The sequence below is a fragment of the Candidatus Limousia pullorum genome, from assembly GCF_057405065.1.
Genome location: NZ_CM171614.1, coordinates 1,491,365 through 1,514,210, shown reverse-complemented (window position 1 = coordinate 1,514,210; position 22,846 = coordinate 1,491,365). Strand labels below are relative to the sequence as shown.

Below are 22,846 nucleotides of genomic sequence, written 5' to 3'. Positions count from 1 at the left end.
TGTAAAATTTTCAAAATAAAAACACTCCTACGTGCTATTATTTCCTCTCTCCTGCATTTTTTATTTTAAGATATAAGAAAACTCACTTCCATATAAAATGCATAAGAGACGCTTCACAGCCCCAAAAGCTTTACCATAAAAAATTATCCCAAAACACAAAAACAGCCGCAGCAAAAGCCACGGCTGTAAAAATTATTTATCAATATTCGCCTTCAGGAAGCGGAGCTTTTTCTTCAAAAGTTCCGTTTACCATTGCTCTGAACTCGTCGCCGCTCATCTTCTCGTGCTTGATAAGATACTGGGCAACATTGTGGAGCTGGTCAATATGGTCTTTCAAAAGCTTCTCACAAGCCTTGTAACCGTTATTGACAATTCTCAAAATCTCTTGGTCAATCTTAGCGGCTGTCTCCTCGGAATAGTCCTTTACCTGTCCCATATCCCTGCCGATAAACACTTCATTGTTGCCTGAACCGTAGCAAACAGGGCCGAGAACATCGGACATACCGTACTTAGTAACCATTGACTTTGCGGTGCTTGTAGCTCTTTCTATGTCGTTAGAAGCGCCTGTGGAGATATCTCCCATAATAAGAGCTTCTGCCACACGTCCGCCCAAAAGAACCACAATATCCTCCAGCATTTCATTTCTTGAGCTGTAGGTCTTATCCTCTGTAGGAAGGCTCATAGTATAGCCTCCTGCTCTTCCTCTTGGAATAATTGAAATCTGGTGAACAGGATCCTGTGTCGGACAATACTGAGTACAGATAGCGTGACCTGCCTCATGATAAGCTGTGAGCTTCTTCTCTTTATCAGACATAACCTTGGATTTTTTCTCAGTACCAACAACAACCTTGATTGTGGCTTCCTCGATTTCCTCCATGGTTATAGCTCTCTTATTCTTTCTTGCAGCCAGCAAAGCGGCTTCGTTTAAAACATTCTCCAAATCAGCTCCGGTAAATCCGGCTGTTGAAGAAGCGATAGTTCTAAGATTTACATCAGGAGCCAAAGGCTTCTCTCTTGCGTGAACCTTCAAAATAGCTTCTCTTCCGTTGATGTCAGGATATCCAACAACAACCTGTCTGTCGAAACGTCCAGGACGAAGGATAGCCGGGTCAAGAACGTCAGGTCTGTTGGTAGCTGCAATAACGATTACACCTTCGTTTGCGCCGAAACCGTCCATCTCAACAAGAAGCTGGTTAAGTGTCTGCTCTCTTTCGTCGTTGCCGCCGCCAAGGCCTGCACCTCTCTGACGACCAACGGCGTCGATTTCATCGATAAATACAATACAAGGTGAATTTTTCTTTGCTGTATCAAAGAGATCTCTTACACGGGAAGCACCGACACCAACGAACATCTCAACAAAGTCAGAACCTGAAATTGAGAAGAAAGGAACACCGGCTTCGCCTGCAACAGCTCTTGCAAGCAATGTTTTACCTGTTCCAGGAGGGCCCACCAAAAGCACGCCCTTAGGTATTTTTGCTCCCAATTTGTTATACTTTTCCGGTGTTTTAAGGAACTGAACAATCTCTTCCAATTCTTCCTTTTCCTCATCAGCGCCGGCAACATCTGCAAAGGTTGTCTTTTTCTTTTCATCGTTGGAGTTTTTAAACTTGGCTTTACCAAAGGTCATTTCTTTGCCGCCAAGTCCTGCACCCATTTTCTTCATCAAAATGAACCAGAACACACCGATAATTACGAACATTATCAATGTAGGAAGCATTTCCAGCCAAATAGACCTGTCAGCAGCTCGCTGAATATCGAATGTAAGCTTTTCACTGTCAGGCTTATCGGCGTTGTACTCGTCGATATACTCCTTTACATCGCTGTAGAAAAGGTCAACACTTGCCAGCTTATACTCTACTATAAGGTTACTGCTGGAATTTCCATCGCCGAAAAGTCCCTGATTCTGCATCATTTGCTTATCCTCAAGGCTTGGAATTTTTGCGCCTTCCTCAAGCTTCATGGTGAGGACGCCGGTTCCGGCATCGACGCTGAATTCCTCTACTTTCTGTTCCTCAAAAAGATACAGCACATCGGAATAAGTCATGGTATTCGACGTGCCGCCTCTCAAAAAGAACAAAAGCAGCAGAATAACCAAAATCGGCAGACCCAAATACAAAAGTAGATTCTTAATCTGCTTGTTTTTGTTCAATATCATCCACTCCTTTGTTTATTATACTAAATCCTCTCTATATTATGTAAACGAAGAAACAGTTATTTTCTCATTCATTATGAATACACAGAAGGCTTGAGTATTCCTATATACGGAAGATTTCTGTAGTACTCAGCAAAATCAAGTCCATAACCCACAACAAACTCATCAGGGATGTCAACGCCGACATAGTCCACAGGGATATCTGTCTGACGTCTTGAAGGTTTATTGAGCAATGTACAGATTTTAACTGAGCCTGCATGTTTCGCCGCAAGATATTTTGAAATAAAGGAAAGTGTGTTTCCGCTGTCGATAATATCCTCAACAATAAGGATATCCATATTTTCAACAGACTGAGAAACGTCCTTCAGAATATTAACTCGTCCCTTACTTACAGTACCGTTTCCGTAGCTGGAAGCTGCAATAAAGTCGATTTTACATGGTACAGTGATTTTCTTCATAAGATCAGCCATAAAAGAAATGCTGCCTTTAAGAAGACCGATGAGCATCAATTCTTTGCCCTGGTAATCCTTGTTTATCTGGTCAGCAATTCTGTCAACGATTTGTGCAATTTCCTCTTCGGAAAGCAGTATTCTTTCAATATCCTGATGCATAGTAAATTATACCTCCGTTTAGTGACGAGAAACTGAAATTTTAATTCCTCTTTTTGAATTTTTACTGAATTCAACATCATATGCCGCTCCGATTCCGTCTATCCACAATACATTGTTGTCAACAGCCACAAGAGGAACCGAGTATCTTTTCTCAGCCGGCATTTTTATTTCGTTAAAATATTTTTTCAGGGACTTAGTAACCTTGCGTTTTTTTAGTGTAAAAACATCGCAGTCATCCCTTGTTCTGAAAACTGCGCCACGGCACTTTTCAATATCTAAAACCACCCCGTCGTCTTCTAAACAATCCACCAATTCAAAGCTGTAAACAGTACCCTGAACAGTGATTTTTTTAGGGTAGCTACCATTTATTATATCATCTAAATTCAGATATACAAGTCCTTTTTTTATTTCCTTGTCAAAGCTGTTTTCTTTGATTTTAAAACAGCCTTTTTCAATACAGGCTGTGTATTTTTCGTTAATCTGAACAGCGCCTTTTTCCTTAGAAATAATATCAGAGCAAAGCTCAACAAGCCTGTTCTGATTTATATTGTCCCCTGTCTTTTTAAAATAAATATAATTTATACAGTAACTCAGCAAAGCCGGATGAAGCTGCTTTAAAAGACTGCACCTGCACTCCGTATTCTTTACGGCGTCCTTGGCACACTGGGTCATAAAATCGTCAACAAGCCTTGCTGACCTTGAAAGTCTTGTAATATTTCCGTTGACGCCCTCGTTTATATCCTTTAATACAGGTATTACTTTGTGCCTTATTGAGTTTCTTGTATAGTCATCGGTAAGATTTGTACTGTCTGTCACAAAAGAAAGATTGTTCTCAAGGCAATAACTTTCCACCTCTTCCCTTGTGACAAAAAGCAAAGGACGGATTACCTTTCCCCTTATAGGAGGGATACCCGCCAGTCCTTTTATGGAAGAGCCTCTCGCCATATTAAAAATAACGGTTTCACTGTTGTCAGAAGCTGTGTGAGCAGTAGCCACCGCCGCTTTTAATGACTTTGAAAGCTCCTCAAAAAATTCATATCTTTTAATTCTTCCGCTGGTTTCAGTGCTGACTTTGAGCTTTTTCGCCCATTGCGCCACATCCACAGTTCTCGAAAAAAATTCACAGCCTAAGCTTTCTGCAAAATCCTTTGAAAACTTCAAATCTCTTTCTGCCTCTTCACCACGCAGATTGTGGTTTAAGTGAGCCGCCGAAAGCTTAAAATCATATTTTCCGCTGTTTTTAAGCATATACAGACTGTGAAGCAAACAAACCGAATCCGCTCCGCCGGAAAGAGCCACAATAATATGTTCCTTTCCTTTTAAGATATTATAACGGTGTTCAGCTTCACAAATCTTATTTAAAACCAAAACAGAAGCTGTTTTTTCAGCTTCTATATTATTAAAAAAAATATTATTGGTCACGGTTTGCCTCCACAGAAGTAAAACGCATAAATTCGCCCTGCCAATGGAGCTTTACTGAGGTTGTCTCGCCGTGTCTGTTTTTAGCAACAATACATTCACCGGAATTTCTGTCCACATTTGACTGAGCCTGAGCTTCTTTGGACTTATCCTCATAATAGCCCTCTCTGTACAGGAACAAAACAATATCTGCGTCCTGCTCGATAGAACCTGAATCTCTCAGGTCGGAAAGCTGAGGCTTGTGTTCCGAACGCTGTTCACTGGCACGGGAAAGCTGTGAAAGTGTGATAAGGGGAACATTTATTTCCTTAGCCATAATTTTCAGATTTCTGGTAATTTCAGAAACCTCCTGAACACGGTTGTCTATTCTTCTTCCGCTGGACATAAGCTGGAGATAGTCAATGATTACCAAATCCACATTTTTAAGACGGCGAAGCTTTGCTTTTATCTCAGGAACTGTGATACCAGGCGTATCGTCAAGATAAATCTCGGTTTTACTCAAAACATCGCCGGCAGAAATAAGTCTCTGCCATTCATCCTCGTTGAGCTTTCCTGTTCTAAGCTTTGTACCGCCTACAAGAGCTTCTGTGGACAAAAGACGTGAAGCAAGCTGCTCCTTTGTCATTTCCAAGGAGAAAAACGCCACCCTCTTTTTTGCTATGCAGGCAACATTTTTGGCAATGTTCAAGGCAAAGCTTGTCTTTCCCATACCAGGACGAGCCGCAAGCAAAATAAGGTCGCTTCTGTTAAGTCCTGTTATAACTCTGTCAAGGTCACCGATTCCCGAAGGTATCGGCTTCATGCTGTCGTCATCATCGCTGTTTAAAAGGTCAAGTCTGTCAAAGGTCTTTAAAATAACCTCATTGAGTCTTTCCAGTCCGTCAACGGTCTTGCCCTTTCTTATGTCAAAAATCTTTTGCTCAGCTGAGTCCAGAAGAATTGAAGGCTCGTACTCGTTTCCCGACGCCTCGTCGATAATCTCCCTTGCGGCGTTTATCAAGCTGCGGACGTCGTATTTTTCACGGACAATATTTGCGTAAATCTCAACATTTGATACAGCAGGACAGTTCTCGGCAAGTCTGACTATGTACGCCTTTCCGCTGGTTTCATCAAAATTCTTGTCCATCCTTAAGGCTTCCATCAGGGTGACATAATCCACCGTTTTGCCTTGGGTGTACATGCTCAGCATTGCTGAATATATTGTGCGGTGTAAGGAAAGGTGAAAATACTCCGGCTTAGTCAAAATTCCCACAATCCTGTTAAGACAGTCCGGCTCCATTATAACTGCACCCAGCACCGCCTGTTCAGCCTCAGGACTGTAAGGCATATTTATTCCGTCCAAGCCACCCGACATATTCAAATCGGCCATATTTTCACCCTCCTTTTAATTCAAACTACTAAAATTAAGCTTCGCTTACCTGAACCTTTACCTTTGCAATAATTCCGTTGTAAAGCTTGATTTCTGCATTATATGTGCCAAAAGCCTTGATATCAGCGTCAAGAGTAATCTTTCTCTTGTCAACATCGATACCCTTCTGCTTCTTAATCTCTGCGCTTATCTCCTTTGGAGTTACGCTTCCGAAAAGTCTTCCGCCATTGCCGGCTTTTGCTGTCATCTTAAAGGTTTCACCCTCAAGCATAGCCTTAGCTTCGTTGGCTTTTTTGATATCTGTTTCAATTTTATACTGCTTGGAATTTTCAGCATTTTTAAGCTCGTTCATAGCCTGAGCGTTAGCTTCCTTTGCAAGTCCCTTTGGGAAAAGGAAATTTCTTGCGTATCCGTCGGAAGCCTTAACAAGCTCGCCTTTTTTTCCTAAAGATTTTACGTCCTGAAGTAAGATTACTTTCATTTTGTTCACCTTCCGTAAATTATATTTTATGCAAGAAAATCATCAATAGCGTCAAAGAGCTGTTGTCTTGCACTTTCCATACTGGTGTCAGGCATCTGAGTAGCCGCCATAGTCTGATGACCGCCGCCGCCCAGTTTTTCCATAATAACCTGAACATTTATTTTTCCGTAGCTTCTGGCAGAGATATTCGCCGTGTTTCCGTTTGTCATAAACAGAACAAAGGAAGCCGAAACATCCTGAACGCCCAAAAGCTCGTCAGCCGCCTGAGCGGCAACAAGACGTGGGTCTTTTATTGTGTCGTCGGCAAAAGCCACTGCACAGCCACGGTAAATTTCCGAAGCGGAAACCAGTTTGTATTTTTCCTTATAGGTTTTGATATTCTCTGAGAAAAGCTTTTTAACTGCAACGGTATCAGCACCACGTCTTCTCAAAAACGCCGCCGCTTCAAAGGTTCTTGCACCGGTTTTTACAATAAAGTTCTTTGTATCAAGCATAATACCAGCCATAAGGGCGTCAGCCGCATAGGAGGTAAGACACTTTTCTGCAAGATAATTTATAATCTCGGCGCACATTTCCGAAGCAGATGAAGCTGTGCTTTCGTGATAGAATATCAATGTATTTGATATGTAGTTGACCATCTTTCTGTGATGGTCAATAACAATAACCTTTTCAAATTGCTTATAAAAGCTTTCGCTTTCCAAAAAGCTTGGTGAATGTGTATCAACAACAATCAAAAGAGAATTAGGAGTAACCTTAGAGCTTACATCGCTTGGAGATTTGAAAACATCCTCTTCCTCGTTTTCCTCAATCATATCAATAAGGGATTTCGCCATTGTCTTTTCCTTATTGATAACAACAAAGGCAGGCTTCTCCAAAGCCTTGGTTATCATGCAGTGCAAGCCTACAGCGGCGCCCACACAATCAAGGTCTGAAAATCTATGACCCATAATAAATACCTTGTCACAGGCGGCAATATAGTTTCGCATTGCGTTGGCGATAACCCTTGTTCTTACTTTGCTTCTTTTCTCTACGCCCTGAGAAACTCCGCCGAAAAACTCATAACCGTCGCTTTTCATAACGGCAGCCTGATCTCCGCCTCGTCCCAAAGCCATATCCAAAGCCGCACGGGCCATCATTTCACTTTCCTTTGCGGTTGTAGCGTATCTTCCCACGCCTATAGAGATAGTTGCGCTTAAATCGTTATATTTAATAGTTCTAATTTCGTCCAGTATTTTAAACTTTTCTTCAACCAGCTTTTGAATATCTCTCTCCTGAAAGATAATCATGTATCTGCCGCCGGAAAGCTTTTTATAAAGAGCCTTGTAGTTTGCCGCCCATCTCTGCAAAGTATTTTCCAGAGTAAGCAAAACTCTTGCGCTCTCCTCTTCGTTTTCGTTTATAAACTCTTCCCTGTTATCAAAGGCAATGGAAGCCACAACGCTTCTGCTCTCTGAGTACTCCTCTTCAATATTTTTAAAATAGGTATTGTCGAAGAAATACAGAAGAGTTCCTTTTTTGCAAGTGTTTGCATAAACAGTAAATTTTCTCCCGTTGCACTCAATGTCTGTTCCCGCCTTTTCAAGAACATCAGCCACCCTTTTGTGACTTATATAATCGGAGATATCCTCTCCCGACGGGTCCAGCATATTTGCCGGGCTCTCCAAAAACATCTGGTTATACCATATAATAGCCCCGTTGTCGTCAACAAGAACAACAGGAAAACGAAATCTTTCCAGATACTCTGCGTCAGCGTTGTGAAGGCTTCTAAAGGCGCTGCGCACAGTTTCATAAATTCTGCTTTTAAACTTATAGGTTTCATAAATGGTAACGCCCATAGTTATAATCGAAATAGAAACCTCGATATAACCCATAAGCTGACTATATTGAAAAGTATAAAGCGCCATAAACAACATAACCACAGAAAAGATTCCGAAAAACGGTATGACCGTCCAACTTTTGTTCTTCATAGCTAAACCCCTTTTAAAAGTGGATTATACTTCCATTAGTATTGGCAAAATCATCGGACTTCTTCTTGTTCTCTGAGTTATAAGCTTTGAAACATCGTCCTTTATTTTGTTCTTGATTGTTCCCCACTCGTGAACCTCGTTCTTATAACAATCCTCCAGAGCTTTATAGGCAAGCTGTTTTACCTCGTCCAAAAGTGACTCGCTTTCTCTAACATAGACAAATCCTCTTGAAACAATGTCAGGACCGCTTATAAGTCTTCCGTCATAGCTGTCTATTGACGCAACAATAATAATAAGTCCGTCCTGTCCCAGGTGCTTTCTGTCTCTCAAAACTATGCTTCCTACATCTCCAACTCCGAGACCGTCAACAAAAATCTTGCCGGCAGGAACCGGAGCAACCTCTTTCATATGGTCAATTGAAAGCTCAATACTTCTTCCGATATCACCCACATAAATTCTATCCTTGCTCATACCCATAGACGCAGCTAAGTTAGCGTGTTTTATAAGGTGCTTTTGCTCTCCGTGTACCGGAATAAAGTACTGAGGTCTTACAAGACTGTGTATTATTTTAAGCTCTTCACTGCATGCGTGACCGGAAACATGAACCTCATACATGGATTCATATACAACCTGACAGCCTCTCTTTAAAAGCTCGTCAACAACGTGACCCACAGTTCTTTCATTTCCCGGAATCGGATTAGCTGAAATAATGATAAAATCTCCGACGCCTACTTCTACCTTTCTATGGTCAGAATAAGCCATTCTGGAAAGAGCCGACATAGGCTCACCCTGGCTTCCGGTTGTAACAAGCACAATCTGCTCTGCGGTGTATTTATTGAGCATATCAATATCAATTATAACACCTTCAGGCACATTTATATATCCCAGCTCACGGGCAACGGTAAGATAGTTTATCATGCTTCTTCCGGAAAAAGCAACTTTTCTTCCGTACTTATTGGCGCAGTTGATAATCTGCTGTATTCTGCTTATGTTGGAAGCAAAGGTGGCGATTATAATTCTGTTCTTTTCGGCACGTCTGAAAAGACCGTCAAAGCTGTCGGAAACCTTTGCCTCAGAGGGAGTAAAGCCGGGTCTTTCTGCGTTGGTGCTTTCAGCCATCAAAGCCAAAACACCCTCGTCGCCCAGTCTTGAAAACTTAGGAAGATCAATCATCTTTCCTGATGCCGGTGTGAAGTCGATTTTAAAGTCGCCGGTATGAACAATTGTACCTGCCGGAGAATGAATTGCAATTCCCACCGCATCCGGTATTGAATGATTTACATGGATAAACTCAATATTAAAGCATCCCAGTTCAATGTTGCTGCTTTCTTTGATAACATTAAGTCCTGTGGAATGATTTATACCATGCTCTTTAAGTTTGTTTTCCACAAGACCGATTGTCAAAGCAGTTCCGTAAATCGGAACATTGAGTTTCTTCAAAAGGAAAGGAATACCTCCTATGTGGTCTTCATGACCGTGTGTGAGAACCAAACCTCTGATTTTATCAAAATTCTGTTCAAGGTAAGTAAAATCAGGGATAACAAGGTCTACACCAAGCATATCACCGTCAGGGAAAGCCATTCCGCAGTCCAAAATAATAATATCGTTGTTACATTCAAAAACAGTGATATTCTTTCCTATCTCATTAAGACCGCCCAAAAAGGAGATTTTAATAACCGGAGCATCCTTCTTTATCTGCTTAAAAGAGCTCTTTTTATTTTTATATCTTTTCTCAGGTTCATTTTGAGAAATATACTCAAGCCCCATATCCCCAGGTTTTTTCATAACGCCGTCACGGTTTCCGCCCTTTACATATCCGGCGTTTCTGGTGTTTTTCTTTCCTGTCATACGGGGTGCGCTCTTTTTGTTATATTTACTTTTTTCTTTAATCACTTATTTTTACCTCCGTAAATAAATAAATTATTCTCGTTCTGATTCTATATAATAATGCACCGTTAACCATTTAATTTCCCGAACAATTTCTCAACGGTGCTTTAATGCGTAACAAATAAAAGGTCAAACCAAACCCTTTTTATCAGCCCAAAAGAACAATTTACAAAATAATTATCTCAAAAACTTAAAACTCTAATGTTCATTTAGGCATAGATTCCGAGCATATAAATCATTACCTATATATTAACCTTTTATTTCTTTTATGTCAAGTCCCATAGGAATTACATTAAACCGCCTTAAAATACCCTTGTTTTTGTTGACGTGACAGATATTAACGGATATAATTATATGTAAATAAAGTCAAATCCGGCGATTCGGATACTAAATATAAGTGATAAATAAGGAGATAATATGAAAGCTGTTGAAATTTTCACAGACGGAGCTTGTAAAGGAAACCCGGGGCCCGGAGGCTGGGGCGCAATTCTCAGATACAAAGATAAAGAGAAAGAAATAAGCGGAGGAGAAGCCAACACAACCAACAACAGAATGGAAATCACCGCCGTTTTAACTGCCCTTAAAATGCTCAAGGAGCCCTGCGAGGTAACACTTTACAGCGATTCTCAGTATGTTTGCAACGCACTGAAGCTGGGATGGGCTAAAAAATGGAAGGAAAACAACTGGATGCGCAACAAAAAAGACCCTGCTCTCAATCCGGATCTTTGGGATGAACTTCTCAAGGAATACGACAAGCACAAAGTAACCATCGTCTGGGTAAAAGGTCATGCAGGCCATCCGGAAAATGAGCGATGCGACCGACTTGCCGTAGCTCAGGCTGAAAAGTACAGTTAAAATAATTTTATATGTACGGAGTGCATTAAGCACTCCTTTTTTAATTTTTTACTTCCTTATCCTTCATATAGTTTTTGTCCTTTATTCCACACTCTCTGGCTACAACAGAAGCGATATTTCTGTAATTCTCCATTTGTTTCCTTGAGGGGGCAAGCTTATCCATAACACTTTTTCTCTCGTCATCGATATACATATTGTTGTTCATTTTCAACTGCAAACACTCCTTTCAAAATATCTGAAAATATTATTGTCGGGAACAAATACAGTTATGCAAAAGAAAAAGGCGTGAACATAAAATTCACGCCTTAAAATATTTTATATTACTTTTCAGACATAAGCTTGTTAAGCTCTTCAAGGAAAGTATTTATATCCTTAAACTGTCTGTATACAGAAGCGAAACGCACATAGGAAACCTCGTCAACCTTTTTAAGCTCTTCCATTGCAAGCTCACCGATAAACTGAGAAGTAACCTCTCTGTCAAGAGAATTTTGCAGTTTCATCTCAATATCGTCTACCATTTTTTCTATCTGCTCGATTGAAACCTTTCTTTTCTCGCAGGCTCTGAGTATTCCGGACAAAAGCTTATTTCTGTCGAAAACCTCACGGGATCTGTCCCTTTTTACAACAATTATAGGAACTGTTTCAATCACTTCATGTGTTGTAAATCGCTTGCCGCAGCCGAGACACTCCCTGCGTCTTCTTATACGTTCACCGTCATCGGCAGGTCTGGAATCTATAACTTTACTTTCCTCATAACCACAGTATGGACATTTCATTTACAACACCTCTTTGTCTAAAATAACATCATCATCATGTAATATATTATATCAAAATATTCAATTTATTTCAATAGTTTAAAAGGCTATTTTGACACAAAAAGACCGTTTTCCCCTATAAAATCATCATATTTTAATATTATCTCCAATTAGACTTAACCATTTTTTTCTTTCCTGACAGAGCGTCATTTATGTTCAAAAAGGAATATCTGCGACAATTAAGCAGTTCCTTTCTTCCCTGCTCTGTTCTCGTGTATATAAGATAATATTTACCCATAATTTTTTCAATATTTCTTCCCAAAAGCTCAGCGGTTTCCTTATTTCCTGCAAGAATACCTGGACATGAATAGCTTTTACTGTAGCTCTTTCGTCCGCCCAAGCCCTTTTTCACAAACACATATCTGGGATTATCAATAGAAGAAAACATTTCTCCTATAGCCTGAGAAAAAATCTGTTTTTCTCTTACAGATGCATTTTCCAAAGTACAGTAAATAAATGTGTTAGATGTATCAGAAGCAACTGTCACATATCCGCCCTTTTGAATTTTTCCGGTTTCAGTAAGAGTTTTTAAAACACAGTTTGCTAAAGATTTCATAGCCTTTTTAGGCGAAATCATTCTGACAAATTTCAACACTCCGACTATACAAACAGGAATGGCCACCAAAGATAAAATTACAACTATCATTATCCATATAGGCTCCGAGAAAAACAACAAGCTGCTGCCTATACGACAAAACAGCAAATAAAACATTATAAACAAAAATTCACCGATGAAGTTTCTATACACAAAACCTCTTGGGAACTTTTCTTTCTCTATTTGATTAACATCAACAACTGTGGTATATTTGCCGTTACCCATGGCGTCAAACCAGCTTTTTGCTGTTCTATCTCGCTGAGAAGCCAAATAGAGCATTTTAATATTTATATTCTTTATTCCCTCTGCATCATACGGCGGTTTAATAATATCAAGCCTTGATATTCCGCTTTCAATAACATTTACACTGTATGCAGGTGCCATAAAACATTCAAATCTCTTTTTTACCGTTTCATAGTCTGCGCCAAATATTTCATCCGGTTTGCCCTCGACTATTTTATTCACAAGCTGAGACTTTTTATCGCTGACACTTTCCGGCAAAACCGTCACAAGATGCCATATATTTGAAACCTTATTAGGGTTATTCCTATCTACTCTAATAGCTCTTCCCCTCATCTGATTAGAAAGCATAAAACTGCCGACAAAGCTTGCTAGAATCAGAGAATTTATACACGGAGAGTCCCAACCCTCACCCAATAAAGATTTTGTACCAATGAGAATATTTATAAAGCCTTTTTCAAACATTTCCGTTAAAAGAGCGACACGTTCTTTTGAAGTTCCCTCAATTTCAACCTTCAAAAATCCTGTTTCGTTAATTTCCGAAGCCGATACCTCGACATTATCCCTTCGAGCAATCTCTTTCAAAGCCTCAAAAATCTCACAGGGTATCACCACAAGGGAACCGGTTAAAATACACATCTTTATTTCCCCGGAAATACTGCGTCGTAAAGTTTCAAATATAGGAACCGTTCCCATTGTATGAAAAGGAGTGTCATTGCCCACTGAATCCAAAAGCTCCTTTTTGATATAGTCTGTCAAAATCAACATTCTTAAACCTTTATTCAGGTTATTCCATTCACTTTTTACAATTTCAACCATACTGTTCAGTTTACCAAGAGATGAAATTAAAAGCTTATCGGTCTCTTTACTTTTAGTCAAAGCCACCGTATTTTTTTCAATAAGTCCATTCCTCTTTAAAATATTTTTAATTTCTTCAGAAATTTCTTTAGTAAATATTTCATCGTGGTCTATGATAAACTGCAAAGCTATCTGACAATAATTAGAATTAAATCTCGGCAAGCCTTTATTAACGGTAATCAATTTTACAATTTCTCCCGGAACAAAAACTCCGCATTCCTCACAAGTTGTCATAAAAGCGGTAAATTCCAGCGGATATTCCAAAAAACAGCTTTCATTTTTATTAAGATTAAAAATTCCCGAAACGTCTACAGCTCTTGCCATAAAATTTTCTGAAACAAATTTTTTTATAAACTCATTTGATTTCTTTCTGTATAAATCTATTATTTCGAACTCTTCATCAGTGGGATAGTTGAAATATATAAAATCCTGATGAGGACAGAGTGTTCCCTGAGCCACAAGCTGAGGCACAAAAATTTCTTCATCTATTTCGCCGCAAGTAGAAATATACCTGTCCCACTCGGCAGGCGTACTGTCATAAGGAGGAGTCGCAGTAAGGGAAACCACAAAAATATCATCGCCCATAGCTTTTATAAATGCTTCAAGAGCTTTCTGCCACTCACTTTTAAGGTGGTGTGCCTCATCAAGGCATATTGTTTTTATTTTCTTTTCTTTAAGCTCAGCGACCAAGTCAAAATTGCTGTAGTCCTCTTTTTCAGTAAGCTCAGTTTCCTCTACGCTTTCAACATCCTCAATTCTCTTCATTGCTGCATGCAGAGCCTGATAGGTCACGCAGGTGATAAGAGCCGGATTTTTCAGAGAGTATGAAACATATTCTGCTCTGTCATTTTCCTTGACAAAATGCTGATTAAATCTTTCACCCCACTGCTGTCTAATGGTTATCGACGGGGTTAAAACAATTGCAGGCTCATTTAATCTTCTTATAATCTCCAGTCCTAAAACAGTTTTTCCGCTTCCCGGAGCAGCCACTATATGTATTTTTTTATCATCCATGTGCTTTCCTAAATTGTTCAGAGCGGACTGCTGATAATCACGAAACTTCCCGGAAAATAAAATATTTTTAAAATTCTCCACCAAATCACCCCTAACTTATTTTTAATATAATACCATAATATATCCTGCTTTGACCATAAAATATTCAAAAAAGAACGACCCCGCATTTCTGCGGGGCCGCCGTGTAAAGCTTTTTCACGGGAAAAGCTTTACTATTCTTGAAAAAGAGATTTTAAATTAGAAAACAGGATCTGTGTCAGCTGTATAGATTTTAACGTTGTCAATCTGGAAAGAGTTAGCATTTCTGCACTCAAATCCAAACCAACCGCCGTCTGTTGGTATTCCACCAGTGACAGTTGAGTTAACCAAAACAACATCATCTACTGTAAGCTTAACTCTATTGTTGCTTATTTCAGCTACAACATGAACTGTATTGCCGCTTGTGAAGTACTCATTATTGCTGAACATTGATGACCAGCTGTTAGCTGAACCATTCCACCACTCATAGAAGTACTGGTTGTTAGCATCGCCTACACCTGTCCAGATTCTCTGGTTCATATTTGCTGCACGGAAGTTAACACCAAATCTGATACCGTTTGCGGACATTGTTGTAACGTCAAATTCGATACGACCATTCTTAACTCTGTCAAGACCTTCGTCCTCGATAAATACGTTAGCTCTGCCGCCGCCAGGGAATCTAATCTGAGCCTTTCCGTCAACTGCTGTAACTGTTACATCGCCGCCTGCATTGTCTTCCTGGTTAACAAGCATTGAAACGTCACCGTCATCAAAGTTGTACTCTGCCAAGAGACCGTCAGCACTTACTGCGTTAAGAACAACGTCTGTATTTGTAACCTCATTAAGAACGATAGGAGCTGTTACGCCGTATCTTGTTGTATAGCCGTCAGCAGATGCGCTTGCGCCATACTCTCTGTTTCTGAGATTCTCAAATGTAACCATACCATTCTCATCAGCTACGCCTGTCTGCTTTGCGATTGAATCATCATTATAGCAATCAAGAGCAACCTTTGCACCTGGGATTACTTCGCCCTCTTCGTTCTTAACTGTGATTGTGATTGTGCCGTAGGCAACTTCAAGAGCTTCTGCTGCATCGATGAGAGCCTGTGTAGCTGCATCAACTTCTGCCTGCTCTGCATCAGAATTCTGGAACAATGCCTCTACATTTGCGAGAGCCTCTGCGAATACTGCCCACTGATCTGGAGCGTAGTCAACCTCGTTGAGGCCGGAATACTTCTCATATGCTGCCATCATTTCTGATTTGTCAGACTTACTAACCTTAATGCTTACATTATCAATTACGAGATCCTTATAACCGATGAAGGAGTCTGTATTCTCAGGAGCCTTAGATGTTGAGTAGATACCGAACCAAGTCTGTCCGCTCTCGCCGCCGATAAGGCTGAAGGAGAATGTATGCTTGCTTGTACCTTCATCTGTGATAGCCTGCTCGTTGAGTGGGAGGAGTGAATAAGAATTGCTTCTGTACTCGCCTTCTCCGTATACAACGCCGTATGTACCGGCTGTACCGATTTCATAGTCGAAGGAAATATCGTATGTTACGCCTGGCTCGAAGCGGAAGTTCTGAGGAATTGTCTGCATAACCATGTTATTTCTCTGAACAAGACCGTTAACCTTTACGGACCACTCGCCGTCGATAACGTCGTCAAGCTTCTTGATATCCCAGCCAGCCTGTGTGTAAGGATCGTGGAGCTCGGAGAGGTGAGTTCTGTTATCCTCAACGCCTTCGATTCCGCCGATTACGAATGGGTAAACACCCTGAACGTTCTTCTCGAAATCATTGTAGAAGCTTACTACATTGCCTTCTTCATCGTACTCAAAGAAGGAAGCGTCGCTCTCTGTGATTCTGATATCGTCGAAGTAAACATTGCCTGTACCTGTCTGCTCGAGCTGGAGGTAATACTTCTCACCTTCAACAGGAGTGAAGAACAAGTAAATGTTCTGGAAGTAGCTTGTGCCGCCGATTGTAGCACTTGAGTTACTATGTGTATAAGCCTTGATATAGTTCTTAGCTATAGATCTGTTTGTGTAGTTTTCTGCTACAACATTGCCGTTAGAATCAAGGATTCTTACATATGCATTGCTGTTGCTTCTGTTGTCAACGCCGAGATATACAGCGTACTGTGTACCTGCTGTAAGATCTGTGAGCTCCTGCTTTGCGCTGATTTCGCCGTTAAGTACGAACATTGGGTTGCTGTACTGGCTCTTCTGAACTGTAGCTGTACCAGAAACTGTAGGAGCCTCTGTTCTGCCTGCTGCGATAAGCTGAATTGCTGTTACGTCAGCAACTGTGATGATACCATCCTTGTTAACATCAGCAGCCTTCTCGTTGATTGTTGTGCCAGCATTCTTATTGATAAAGAGCTGAACAAGTGATGCGTCGTTAATGTTTATAGCTTCGTCACCATTTACATCGCCGTAATTGATGTCTGCTGTTTCTACATCCCACAATGTGAGAATGTTATCAATACCGCTGTTGAAACCAGCGTCTACAATGTGCATACCCTCTGACCATACGATCTCGAGTTTTGTAGCGTCGCCCTTCTTAACGATGTAAGGAGTTTCAGCGTCTGCCTCAATTGTAATCTGACGGTTTTCGTCAACTTCGATAATCTGCTCTTCTACTGCGCCAAGGTCTGTAAGCTTGTAGTACTTAACTTCTGATACATCGCTCCAAGACTCAGGAAGTGTCCAAGTTGTTGTGCCGCCTGCTGTGTTCCAGTGATAGAGTTTCTCGTCCTTAGAATCAAGGAACTCACCTGTTGAAGAATCCCAAAGCCATGGGATGAGGTATGTCTGGTTACCCTTAGAGTTGTCGTTGTCACCACGGTTTTCAGAACCGTCAAGAACTGTAATACCGTTAAATGTGATAACTCTCTCTCTGAATTCTGCGCTGTTAGGATCGCTTGACTTTCTTGTTACTACTACTTCGTTGCCTGCATCGTCACGGAGAACAGCCTTTACAGAAGGTGTCCAATCAGCTGATGTAGGAACTGTAGGATCTGCGTCATTTGCATACTCCCAAGATACTACTTCGAAGTGCTGCAAGAATTTTGTTGAAAGATTGTGTGTATAAAGGTTTCTAATCCAAGCATCGTAGTCATTTCTACCCTGCCAGCCTTCGAAGTCCTTCATGTTCATACCACCGAGGAGAGGAGCCTGAGCTTCGCCGCCATATGAAGGATAGTCGCCTACCCATACGTCCTTCTGATGGTTTCTGATAAATCTGATAAGTGTGGAGTTAACACCCTTAAGGTCTGCTCCGCCGTATGTAAGGTCTGTTGACCAGTGTGTAAATGTTGCATCCCAGTCGTTTGCAACACCCCACTCATTAGCCATTCTCCAGCCTCTCTCTGTGATTTCCTGAGAAATTACTCTTGTTCCCCAAGTACCGTCAGAAGGAGTCTGTCCGTTGCCCCAAACGTCAACGTATACGAAGTCGAGGTTTGTGCCAACCAATTCATAAAGCTTCTGGAAACGATTTTCTCTGTAGAGATCATCATATGTTGCATCAGGATCATAGTTAGCCATATCGTACCAACCGTTCATGTTGATACCCTGGTCAATCCAGTTCCAACCGTAGTTAGGTGTACCTGTAACATTCCACTTAATACGATTCTCGTTGAATGCCTCTGCTTCTGGATAGAACTCGGAAGCATTTACATGGATACCGAATACTGCGCCGTATTCCTTACCCTTTGTAAGGAGTGTATTCATATCCTCTGCTCCACCGATTCTCTCACCGATATTCCAGTAGTCTGGGTGACCTGAGTCATGACCTTCACTTGCATAACCCTTGAGGAGGATTGACTGTCCAAGACCGTCTGTATGAGCAGCAACTCTCTTAACGTTATCAAGAGTTGTGAGGAATGGGTTCTGAGCCTGTCCGCCGAAGTTCATGGAAATACGATATCCAACCAACTCAGGAACTTCGTCAGATTTAGCGATTTTGTGAGAAATATCACGGAAAGCAATAGCACCATCGTTCCAGTTGATAACTTCGTCGCCATTCTCGTCGCCTGTGATTACAACTCTTACATATGGCATATCAACAGGGTTATAAACATATGTTGTTGTGTTTGTAGCGCTTCCAACATTTGTTGTTACTCTGTACTGATAGTCCCATGTATTACTCTGAAGTCCGAGAGTCTTAACTGTCTCATATTCGCCGTCTGCGTTAGGAACAGCACCGTCGTAAACCTCAGATACGATTCTTGTGTTGTTAGCGCCTGCACCACTGAAGCCTCCGCTTACAACTCTGCCATCAACTGTTGAGTTTGATTCCATAGAAGCACTGATCTTAGAATCAGAGATAACTGCGTATGCGTAGTCAGTTGTCTTGTTTGCAGATGTGCTTGTAAGCTTGAAGTACTCGTCGCCGTCAACCTTTGTCTTTGAAGAAATGATTGCGCCGAAGAGGTTTGAAGCATCATCATTTGCATTTACAGATACCAAGCTGTGCTGTGGAATGTAAATCTTCAAGATTGGGTTAACCTGAGAATCAAGATTATTTTTGATTTCTGTAATGTTGAATGCCAAAGTGTTATTCTCAATAACAAGTTCGCATGTCATTTCCATATCAATTGTGTTGTCCTCTGACTTGAGAGGGAACTTATATGTAACCTTGTCAGCAGCTTCTGTAGTTACTACTGTTTCAGGATCTACTGTAAGATCAACACCGTTGATTCTGATAGTGTCAAGAGTTTTTGTCTGACCATAAACAACGTTTCCATTTGCAAGGTCGTACTTAATAACTCTTGGGAACTTAGCGTCTACAGTAACGTTCATAGCGTCGTTTGTAAGAACAACAGTCTCTCTGTCAGGATCTACAGGAACCTCTGGAGGCTCTGTGCTTGAAGTTGGCTCTGTTGTAGGCTCTTCATCCTTATGCTCTCTTACATAAACTTCTGTAAGCTCCATACCACTTGTGCCGTTGTAAGAACCGCACTTGATAGCAATCTTGTCGCCCTCTGCATATGCAAAGTCAGGAATACTACCTTCAAAGAGGCCTTGACCGTTAACTGTAGCTTTAATAAACTTATTGTCTGTCCATGTAAGCTGAAGTCTGACTGTTTCGCCTGCGTTAGGACCCTTTACTCTGGTACCATTGTACCATGTTTCACCTGTTGCACCGTAGTTCTGCCAGAACCAACCACCTTTATCGTAACCGATGAACATGCCATTGTTGGTATCTGAGTATTTAAGCCAAATACCAAAACGTGTAGTTGAAGCATCGTTTACAGCCTTAATATCCCAATCCAAAGTACCCATATTTTCAATTACCATTGTGTCGTTAACAAAGGTAGCTGGGTTCTTGCTTGGATTTGGGTTGTTTCCGTTATTAGGACCGGATTTAAAATGCCACCAACCATCTTCAGTCAGCTCATTGATGACGTCGGTTGTGTCAGATTTTTCCTGAGTCCAGCCGGAACCTTCGCCTTCTGCAAATACCATAGATGGAACTATGGATAACAGCATGCAGATGCTGAGTATCACAGAAAGCACTTTTTTGAACTGTTTGTTTTCTGTTCTCATTATTAAATCTCCTTTCAAAAATTCCCGAAAAGATCCGCATACTAATCTTGACGGGTACTGGCAGTACGCAGACTGCCTCTTGTTCTAATTATATCATTAAACGGAAAAAAGTCAACATTTTCACATGTTTTATTTAGGATAAATCACCCGAAAAATTCGATTTATAAGAAAATGAATGTATATAATACACAAAAAAATCAAGTCAATAAATGAACAAAAGGAAAATAAAAGAAATAATTATTAAATAATGAATTTTTTTATAATAGTTACCGAGCAAGAAATTAACATTTTTTTATTTCTCTCATTTTCACATGGATATATTGTACAAAAATTGCCTTCTGTAAAACAAATTCATTACTACCGTACCTTAAACTGACTTTAAAAAAGAAAAAGCAGCGAGTTTTCTCACTGCTTTTCATTATATTTCATTCAAATAGTCAAACCTTAACGCTTGCTGCCCATCTTTCAAAATCTTCTTTTACAGAATCAAATTTGCTTGCTGTAGTTCCGAAGTTTACAAACCAGAAAGATTCTTCAGACTCATAGCAAACGCCCATGTAATTATATTCAACATCGCTTACTGTTGAAGAATACTCAAAGTATGGAGCATCTGTTCCTGTAAGTGTTTTGATATCATCTGCACTGTAGCCATTTACTTCTGCCACAAGAGCTGCATACTCCTCAACTGTTGCATCCTCGGAAAGTCCCAATGACTGCAAAGAGCTTTTTGTCTCCTCGATAGCTGCTACAACAATGTCATTGCCAACCTGATAGCATGCAGTATAACCAAGGCTCTGATCCATTTCCTTAGCATTGCCCGGCAATGTAACGGTAAAACCGTTTGATGAAAACTCTTTGTTCTCGGCTGAGCCGCAGCCTGCAAAAACAGAAATCATCATTGCAAGGAACAGTACGAGAGATACAATTTTTGTTCTACTTTTCATTTTTAATACTCCTTAAAATATATTTTTCAATCAGGTATTCTTGTCAACCTGATGAAATTTCTTTAAGTTTCCTTTTTTAGCACTTCTCTTGTCCAGCTCTGCCATAACTTCTTCAAGAGTTATGCCCTGCTGAACCATCATAACCATAAGGTGGTAAATCAAATCAGAGATTTCAAGAACAGTTTCGCTGTTATCACCGTTTTTAGCTGCGATTATTGTTTCGCTGCACTCTTCTCCAACCTTTTTCAGAATCTTATCCAGTCCCTTTTCAAAAAGATAGCAGGTGTATGAACCCTCCTCGTTGTTTGCCTTTCTGTCAAGAACTGTTTCGTATAAGCTTTTCAAAACTTCGTCTGTCATTTATGTTTACCTCTCAATTACTTTATTTTAGTATAGAAACAACTGTGGTTTCCTGTGTGACATGCAGCTCCTGTCTGCTCAACTGTTATAAGCAAAGTGTCGTCGTCACAATCGGAAAAAATCTCACATACCTTCTGGAAATGTCCTGAAGTAGCTCCTTTGTTCCAAAGCTCCTGTCTGCTTCTGCTGTAAAACCATGTATAGCCTGTTTCAAAGGTTTTTTCCATGGACTCACGGTTCATATAAGCAAGCATCAAAACCTCACCGGTGGACTTTTCCTGAATAATCGCCGGAATCAATTCATGCTTTTTAAAATACTTATCAAAATCCATTTTCTACTCCGCTCTGCAGTCAACAGCTGTTATCTATTATATATATAGTATAGCGTGACTGCACTTTTATTTTAAACTTTACTGCAAATCTGAATTGCAAGGCGCAAATCCAAATCCCCTGTATAAATAGCCTTGCCGCATATTGCACCGAAAATATCAATTTCTGCAAGGTTAATAATATCCTTAAGATTGGCAACGCCGCCGCTTGCAATAATATTACAGGATACAGCATGTGCCAGCTGATCCAAATCATTGAGATTAGGGCCGGCAAGAGTTCCGTCCTGGTCTATGTCGGTGTAAATAATTGTATTAACGCCGAAGGACTCCATTCTTTTTGCAAGCTCTATATAATGAATCTCGGAAGAATCTATCCAGCCTTCCGCCTTAACCATTCCGTTTTTGGCGTCAATGCCAACGACGATTTTATCGCCGTAAACTTTCAAAGCTTCTTTTACAAACTCAGGTTTTTTAACGGCAGCAGAGCCGAGAATAACCTTTGATATACCGTTTGAAAGATAATATTCTATGGACTCCATATCTCTTATACCGCCGCCAAGCTCAATTTTAAGATCGGTATTTTTTGCAACATCAAGAAAAATCTGAGAATTAACCCTTTTTCCGTCCTTTGCACCGTCAAGGTCAACCATATGAATCCATTTTGCTCCTGCATTTTGGAACGCAAGTGCTGTTTCTACCGCATTTTCAGCAACTTTATGTACCGTTGAATAATCACCTTTAAATAATCTAACACAATTTCCATCCTTAATATCAATGGCAGGAATTACTATCATTTACAAAACTCCCTTCGCAGATAATACCTCATTACTTCCTCTTTGTTTTACGGCAAGTCTCATGGCATGAGCCACGGCCTTAAACATAGCCTCAACCATATGGTGAGAATTTTTTCCGTATTCAGCGGAAACATGAAGAGTTATTCCGCCGTTAAAGGCAAAAGCTCTGAAAAACTCTTCAGTCATACAGCAGTCATATTCTCCGCACCTGTCCTGCGGAAAATCGCCTTTAAAAACAAGATAAGGTCTGCCGCTTATATCGACGGCGGCAAAAGCCAAAGCTTCGTCCATAGGAACGTAAAAGCTTCCGAACCTTTCAATGCCTCCCTTGTTGCCCAAAGCCTGAGAAAAAGCAGAACCCAAAACTATTCCCACATCCTCTATTGTGTGGTGGCAGTCAACCTGCAAATCACCCTCAACCTTTACACAAAGTCCGAAACCTCCGTGAATTGCAAAGGAATTGAGCATATGGTCAAAAAAGCCAACTCCCGTGTTTATGGAAATTTCGCCTCCGTCCAAGTTAAGAGACAGATTTATTTTTGTTTCTTTGGTATTTCTTTCAATCTGTGCGGTTCTCATAATTTT

Annotated in this window: 17 protein-coding genes; 1 reads left to right on the top strand and 16 read right to left on the bottom strand. The window is 40.5% G+C overall.

The window, feature by feature from the left end; all coding sequences use genetic code 11:
- Positions 1 to 199: 199 nt before the first annotated feature.
- The 7 genes from ftsH to CGICJO_RS06710 all read right to left on the bottom strand — a co-directional run bounded on the left by ftsH (position 200) and on the right by CGICJO_RS06710 (position 9,892).
- On the bottom strand, positions 200 to 2,149 hold the full coding sequence (gene ftsH / locus CGICJO_RS06740) for an ATP-dependent zinc metalloprotease FtsH (protein ID WP_486498305.1): 1,950 nt from the start codon (positions 2,147 to 2,149) through the stop codon (positions 200 to 202).
- Between the two features lie 77 nt (positions 2,150 to 2,226).
- Positions 2,227 to 2,763, bottom strand: a complete 537-nt coding sequence (gene hpt, locus CGICJO_RS06735) for a hypoxanthine phosphoribosyltransferase (RefSeq protein ID WP_087377428.1) — start codon at positions 2,761 to 2,763, stop codon at positions 2,227 to 2,229.
- A gap of 18 nt (positions 2,764 to 2,781) precedes the next feature.
- On the bottom strand, positions 2,782 to 4,185 hold the full coding sequence (tilS, locus tag CGICJO_RS06730; protein WP_486498304.1) for a tRNA lysidine(34) synthetase TilS: 1,404 nt from the start codon (positions 4,183 to 4,185) through the stop codon (positions 2,782 to 2,784).
- Positions 4,175 to 5,551, bottom strand: coding sequence for a replicative DNA helicase (gene dnaB, locus CGICJO_RS06725; protein ID WP_486498303.1), 1,377 nt, complete (start codon positions 5,549 to 5,551; stop codon positions 4,175 to 4,177). The genes tilS and dnaB overlap by 11 nt, the downstream gene beginning before the upstream one ends.
- Before the next feature lie 34 nt (positions 5,552 to 5,585).
- Positions 5,586 to 6,032 carry a 50S ribosomal protein L9 gene (gene rplI / locus CGICJO_RS06720; RefSeq protein ID WP_486498302.1) on the bottom strand — a complete coding sequence of 149 codons (447 nt, stop codon included), beginning with the start codon at positions 6,030 to 6,032 and terminating at the stop codon, positions 5,586 to 5,588.
- 26 nt (positions 6,033 to 6,058) lie between these two features.
- Positions 6,059 to 7,999, bottom strand: coding sequence for a DHH family phosphoesterase (locus CGICJO_RS06715; protein ID WP_486498301.1), 1,941 nt, complete (start codon positions 7,997 to 7,999; stop codon positions 6,059 to 6,061).
- A 24-nt stretch (positions 8,000 to 8,023) separates the two neighbouring features.
- Positions 8,024 to 9,892 carry a ribonuclease J gene (locus CGICJO_RS06710; protein ID WP_486498300.1) on the bottom strand — a complete coding sequence of 623 codons (1,869 nt, stop codon included), beginning with the start codon at positions 9,890 to 9,892 and terminating at the stop codon, positions 8,024 to 8,026.
- A 411-nt stretch (positions 9,893 to 10,303) separates the two neighbouring features.
- Here CGICJO_RS06710 and rnhA point away from each other — a divergent pair, with 411 nt between their 5' ends.
- On the top strand, positions 10,304 to 10,741 hold the full coding sequence (gene rnhA, locus CGICJO_RS06705; protein ID WP_087377418.1) for a ribonuclease HI: 438 nt from the start codon (positions 10,304 to 10,306) through the stop codon (positions 10,739 to 10,741).
- 40 nt (positions 10,742 to 10,781) lie between these two features.
- Here the strand turns inward: rnhA and CGICJO_RS06700 are convergent, their stop codons facing one another.
- The 9 genes from CGICJO_RS06700 to hisB form a co-directional block, all read right to left on the bottom strand.
- Positions 10,782 to 10,952, bottom strand: a complete 171-nt coding sequence (locus CGICJO_RS06700; protein ID WP_158096238.1) for a hypothetical protein — start codon at positions 10,950 to 10,952, stop codon at positions 10,782 to 10,784.
- A gap of 109 nt (positions 10,953 to 11,061) precedes the next feature.
- Complete coding sequence (nrdR, locus tag CGICJO_RS06695) at positions 11,062 to 11,517, bottom strand: transcriptional regulator NrdR (protein WP_087377416.1); 456 nt, start codon at positions 11,515 to 11,517, stop codon at positions 11,062 to 11,064.
- 139 nt (positions 11,518 to 11,656) lie between these two features.
- Positions 11,657 to 14,344 carry a DEAD/DEAH box helicase family protein gene (locus CGICJO_RS06690; RefSeq protein WP_486498299.1) on the bottom strand — a complete coding sequence of 896 codons (2,688 nt, stop codon included), beginning with the start codon at positions 14,342 to 14,344 and terminating at the stop codon, positions 11,657 to 11,659.
- 156 nt (positions 14,345 to 14,500) lie between these two features.
- Positions 14,501 to 19,834, bottom strand: coding sequence for an endo-alpha-N-acetylgalactosaminidase family protein (locus tag CGICJO_RS06685; protein ID WP_486498298.1), 5,334 nt, complete (start codon positions 19,832 to 19,834; stop codon positions 14,501 to 14,503).
- A 437-nt stretch (positions 19,835 to 20,271) separates the two neighbouring features.
- A complete protein-coding gene (locus CGICJO_RS06680) occupies positions 20,272 to 20,778 on the bottom strand; it encodes a hypothetical protein (RefSeq protein WP_486498297.1) in 507 nt (168 codons plus the stop codon).
- A gap of 30 nt (positions 20,779 to 20,808) precedes the next feature.
- Positions 20,809 to 21,138, bottom strand: a complete 330-nt coding sequence (gene hisE, locus CGICJO_RS06675) for a phosphoribosyl-ATP diphosphatase (protein ID WP_087377408.1) — start codon at positions 21,136 to 21,138, stop codon at positions 20,809 to 20,811.
- Positions 21,139 to 21,155: 17 nt separating this feature from the next.
- Complete coding sequence (gene hisI, locus CGICJO_RS06670; RefSeq protein WP_486498296.1) at positions 21,156 to 21,470, bottom strand: phosphoribosyl-AMP cyclohydrolase; 315 nt, start codon at positions 21,468 to 21,470, stop codon at positions 21,156 to 21,158.
- A gap of 71 nt (positions 21,471 to 21,541) precedes the next feature.
- Positions 21,542 to 22,261: a 1-(5-phosphoribosyl)-5-[(5-phosphoribosylamino)methylideneamino]imidazole-4-carboxamide isomerase gene (hisA, locus tag CGICJO_RS06665; protein WP_087377404.1), complete on the bottom strand. Its 720-nt coding sequence runs from the start codon at positions 22,259 to 22,261 to the stop codon at positions 21,542 to 21,544.
- Entirely contained in the window at positions 22,262 to 22,840 is a 579-nt protein-coding gene (gene hisB, locus CGICJO_RS06660) for an imidazoleglycerol-phosphate dehydratase HisB (protein ID WP_486498295.1), read from the bottom strand.
- Positions 22,841 to 22,846: the final 6 nt, after the last annotated feature.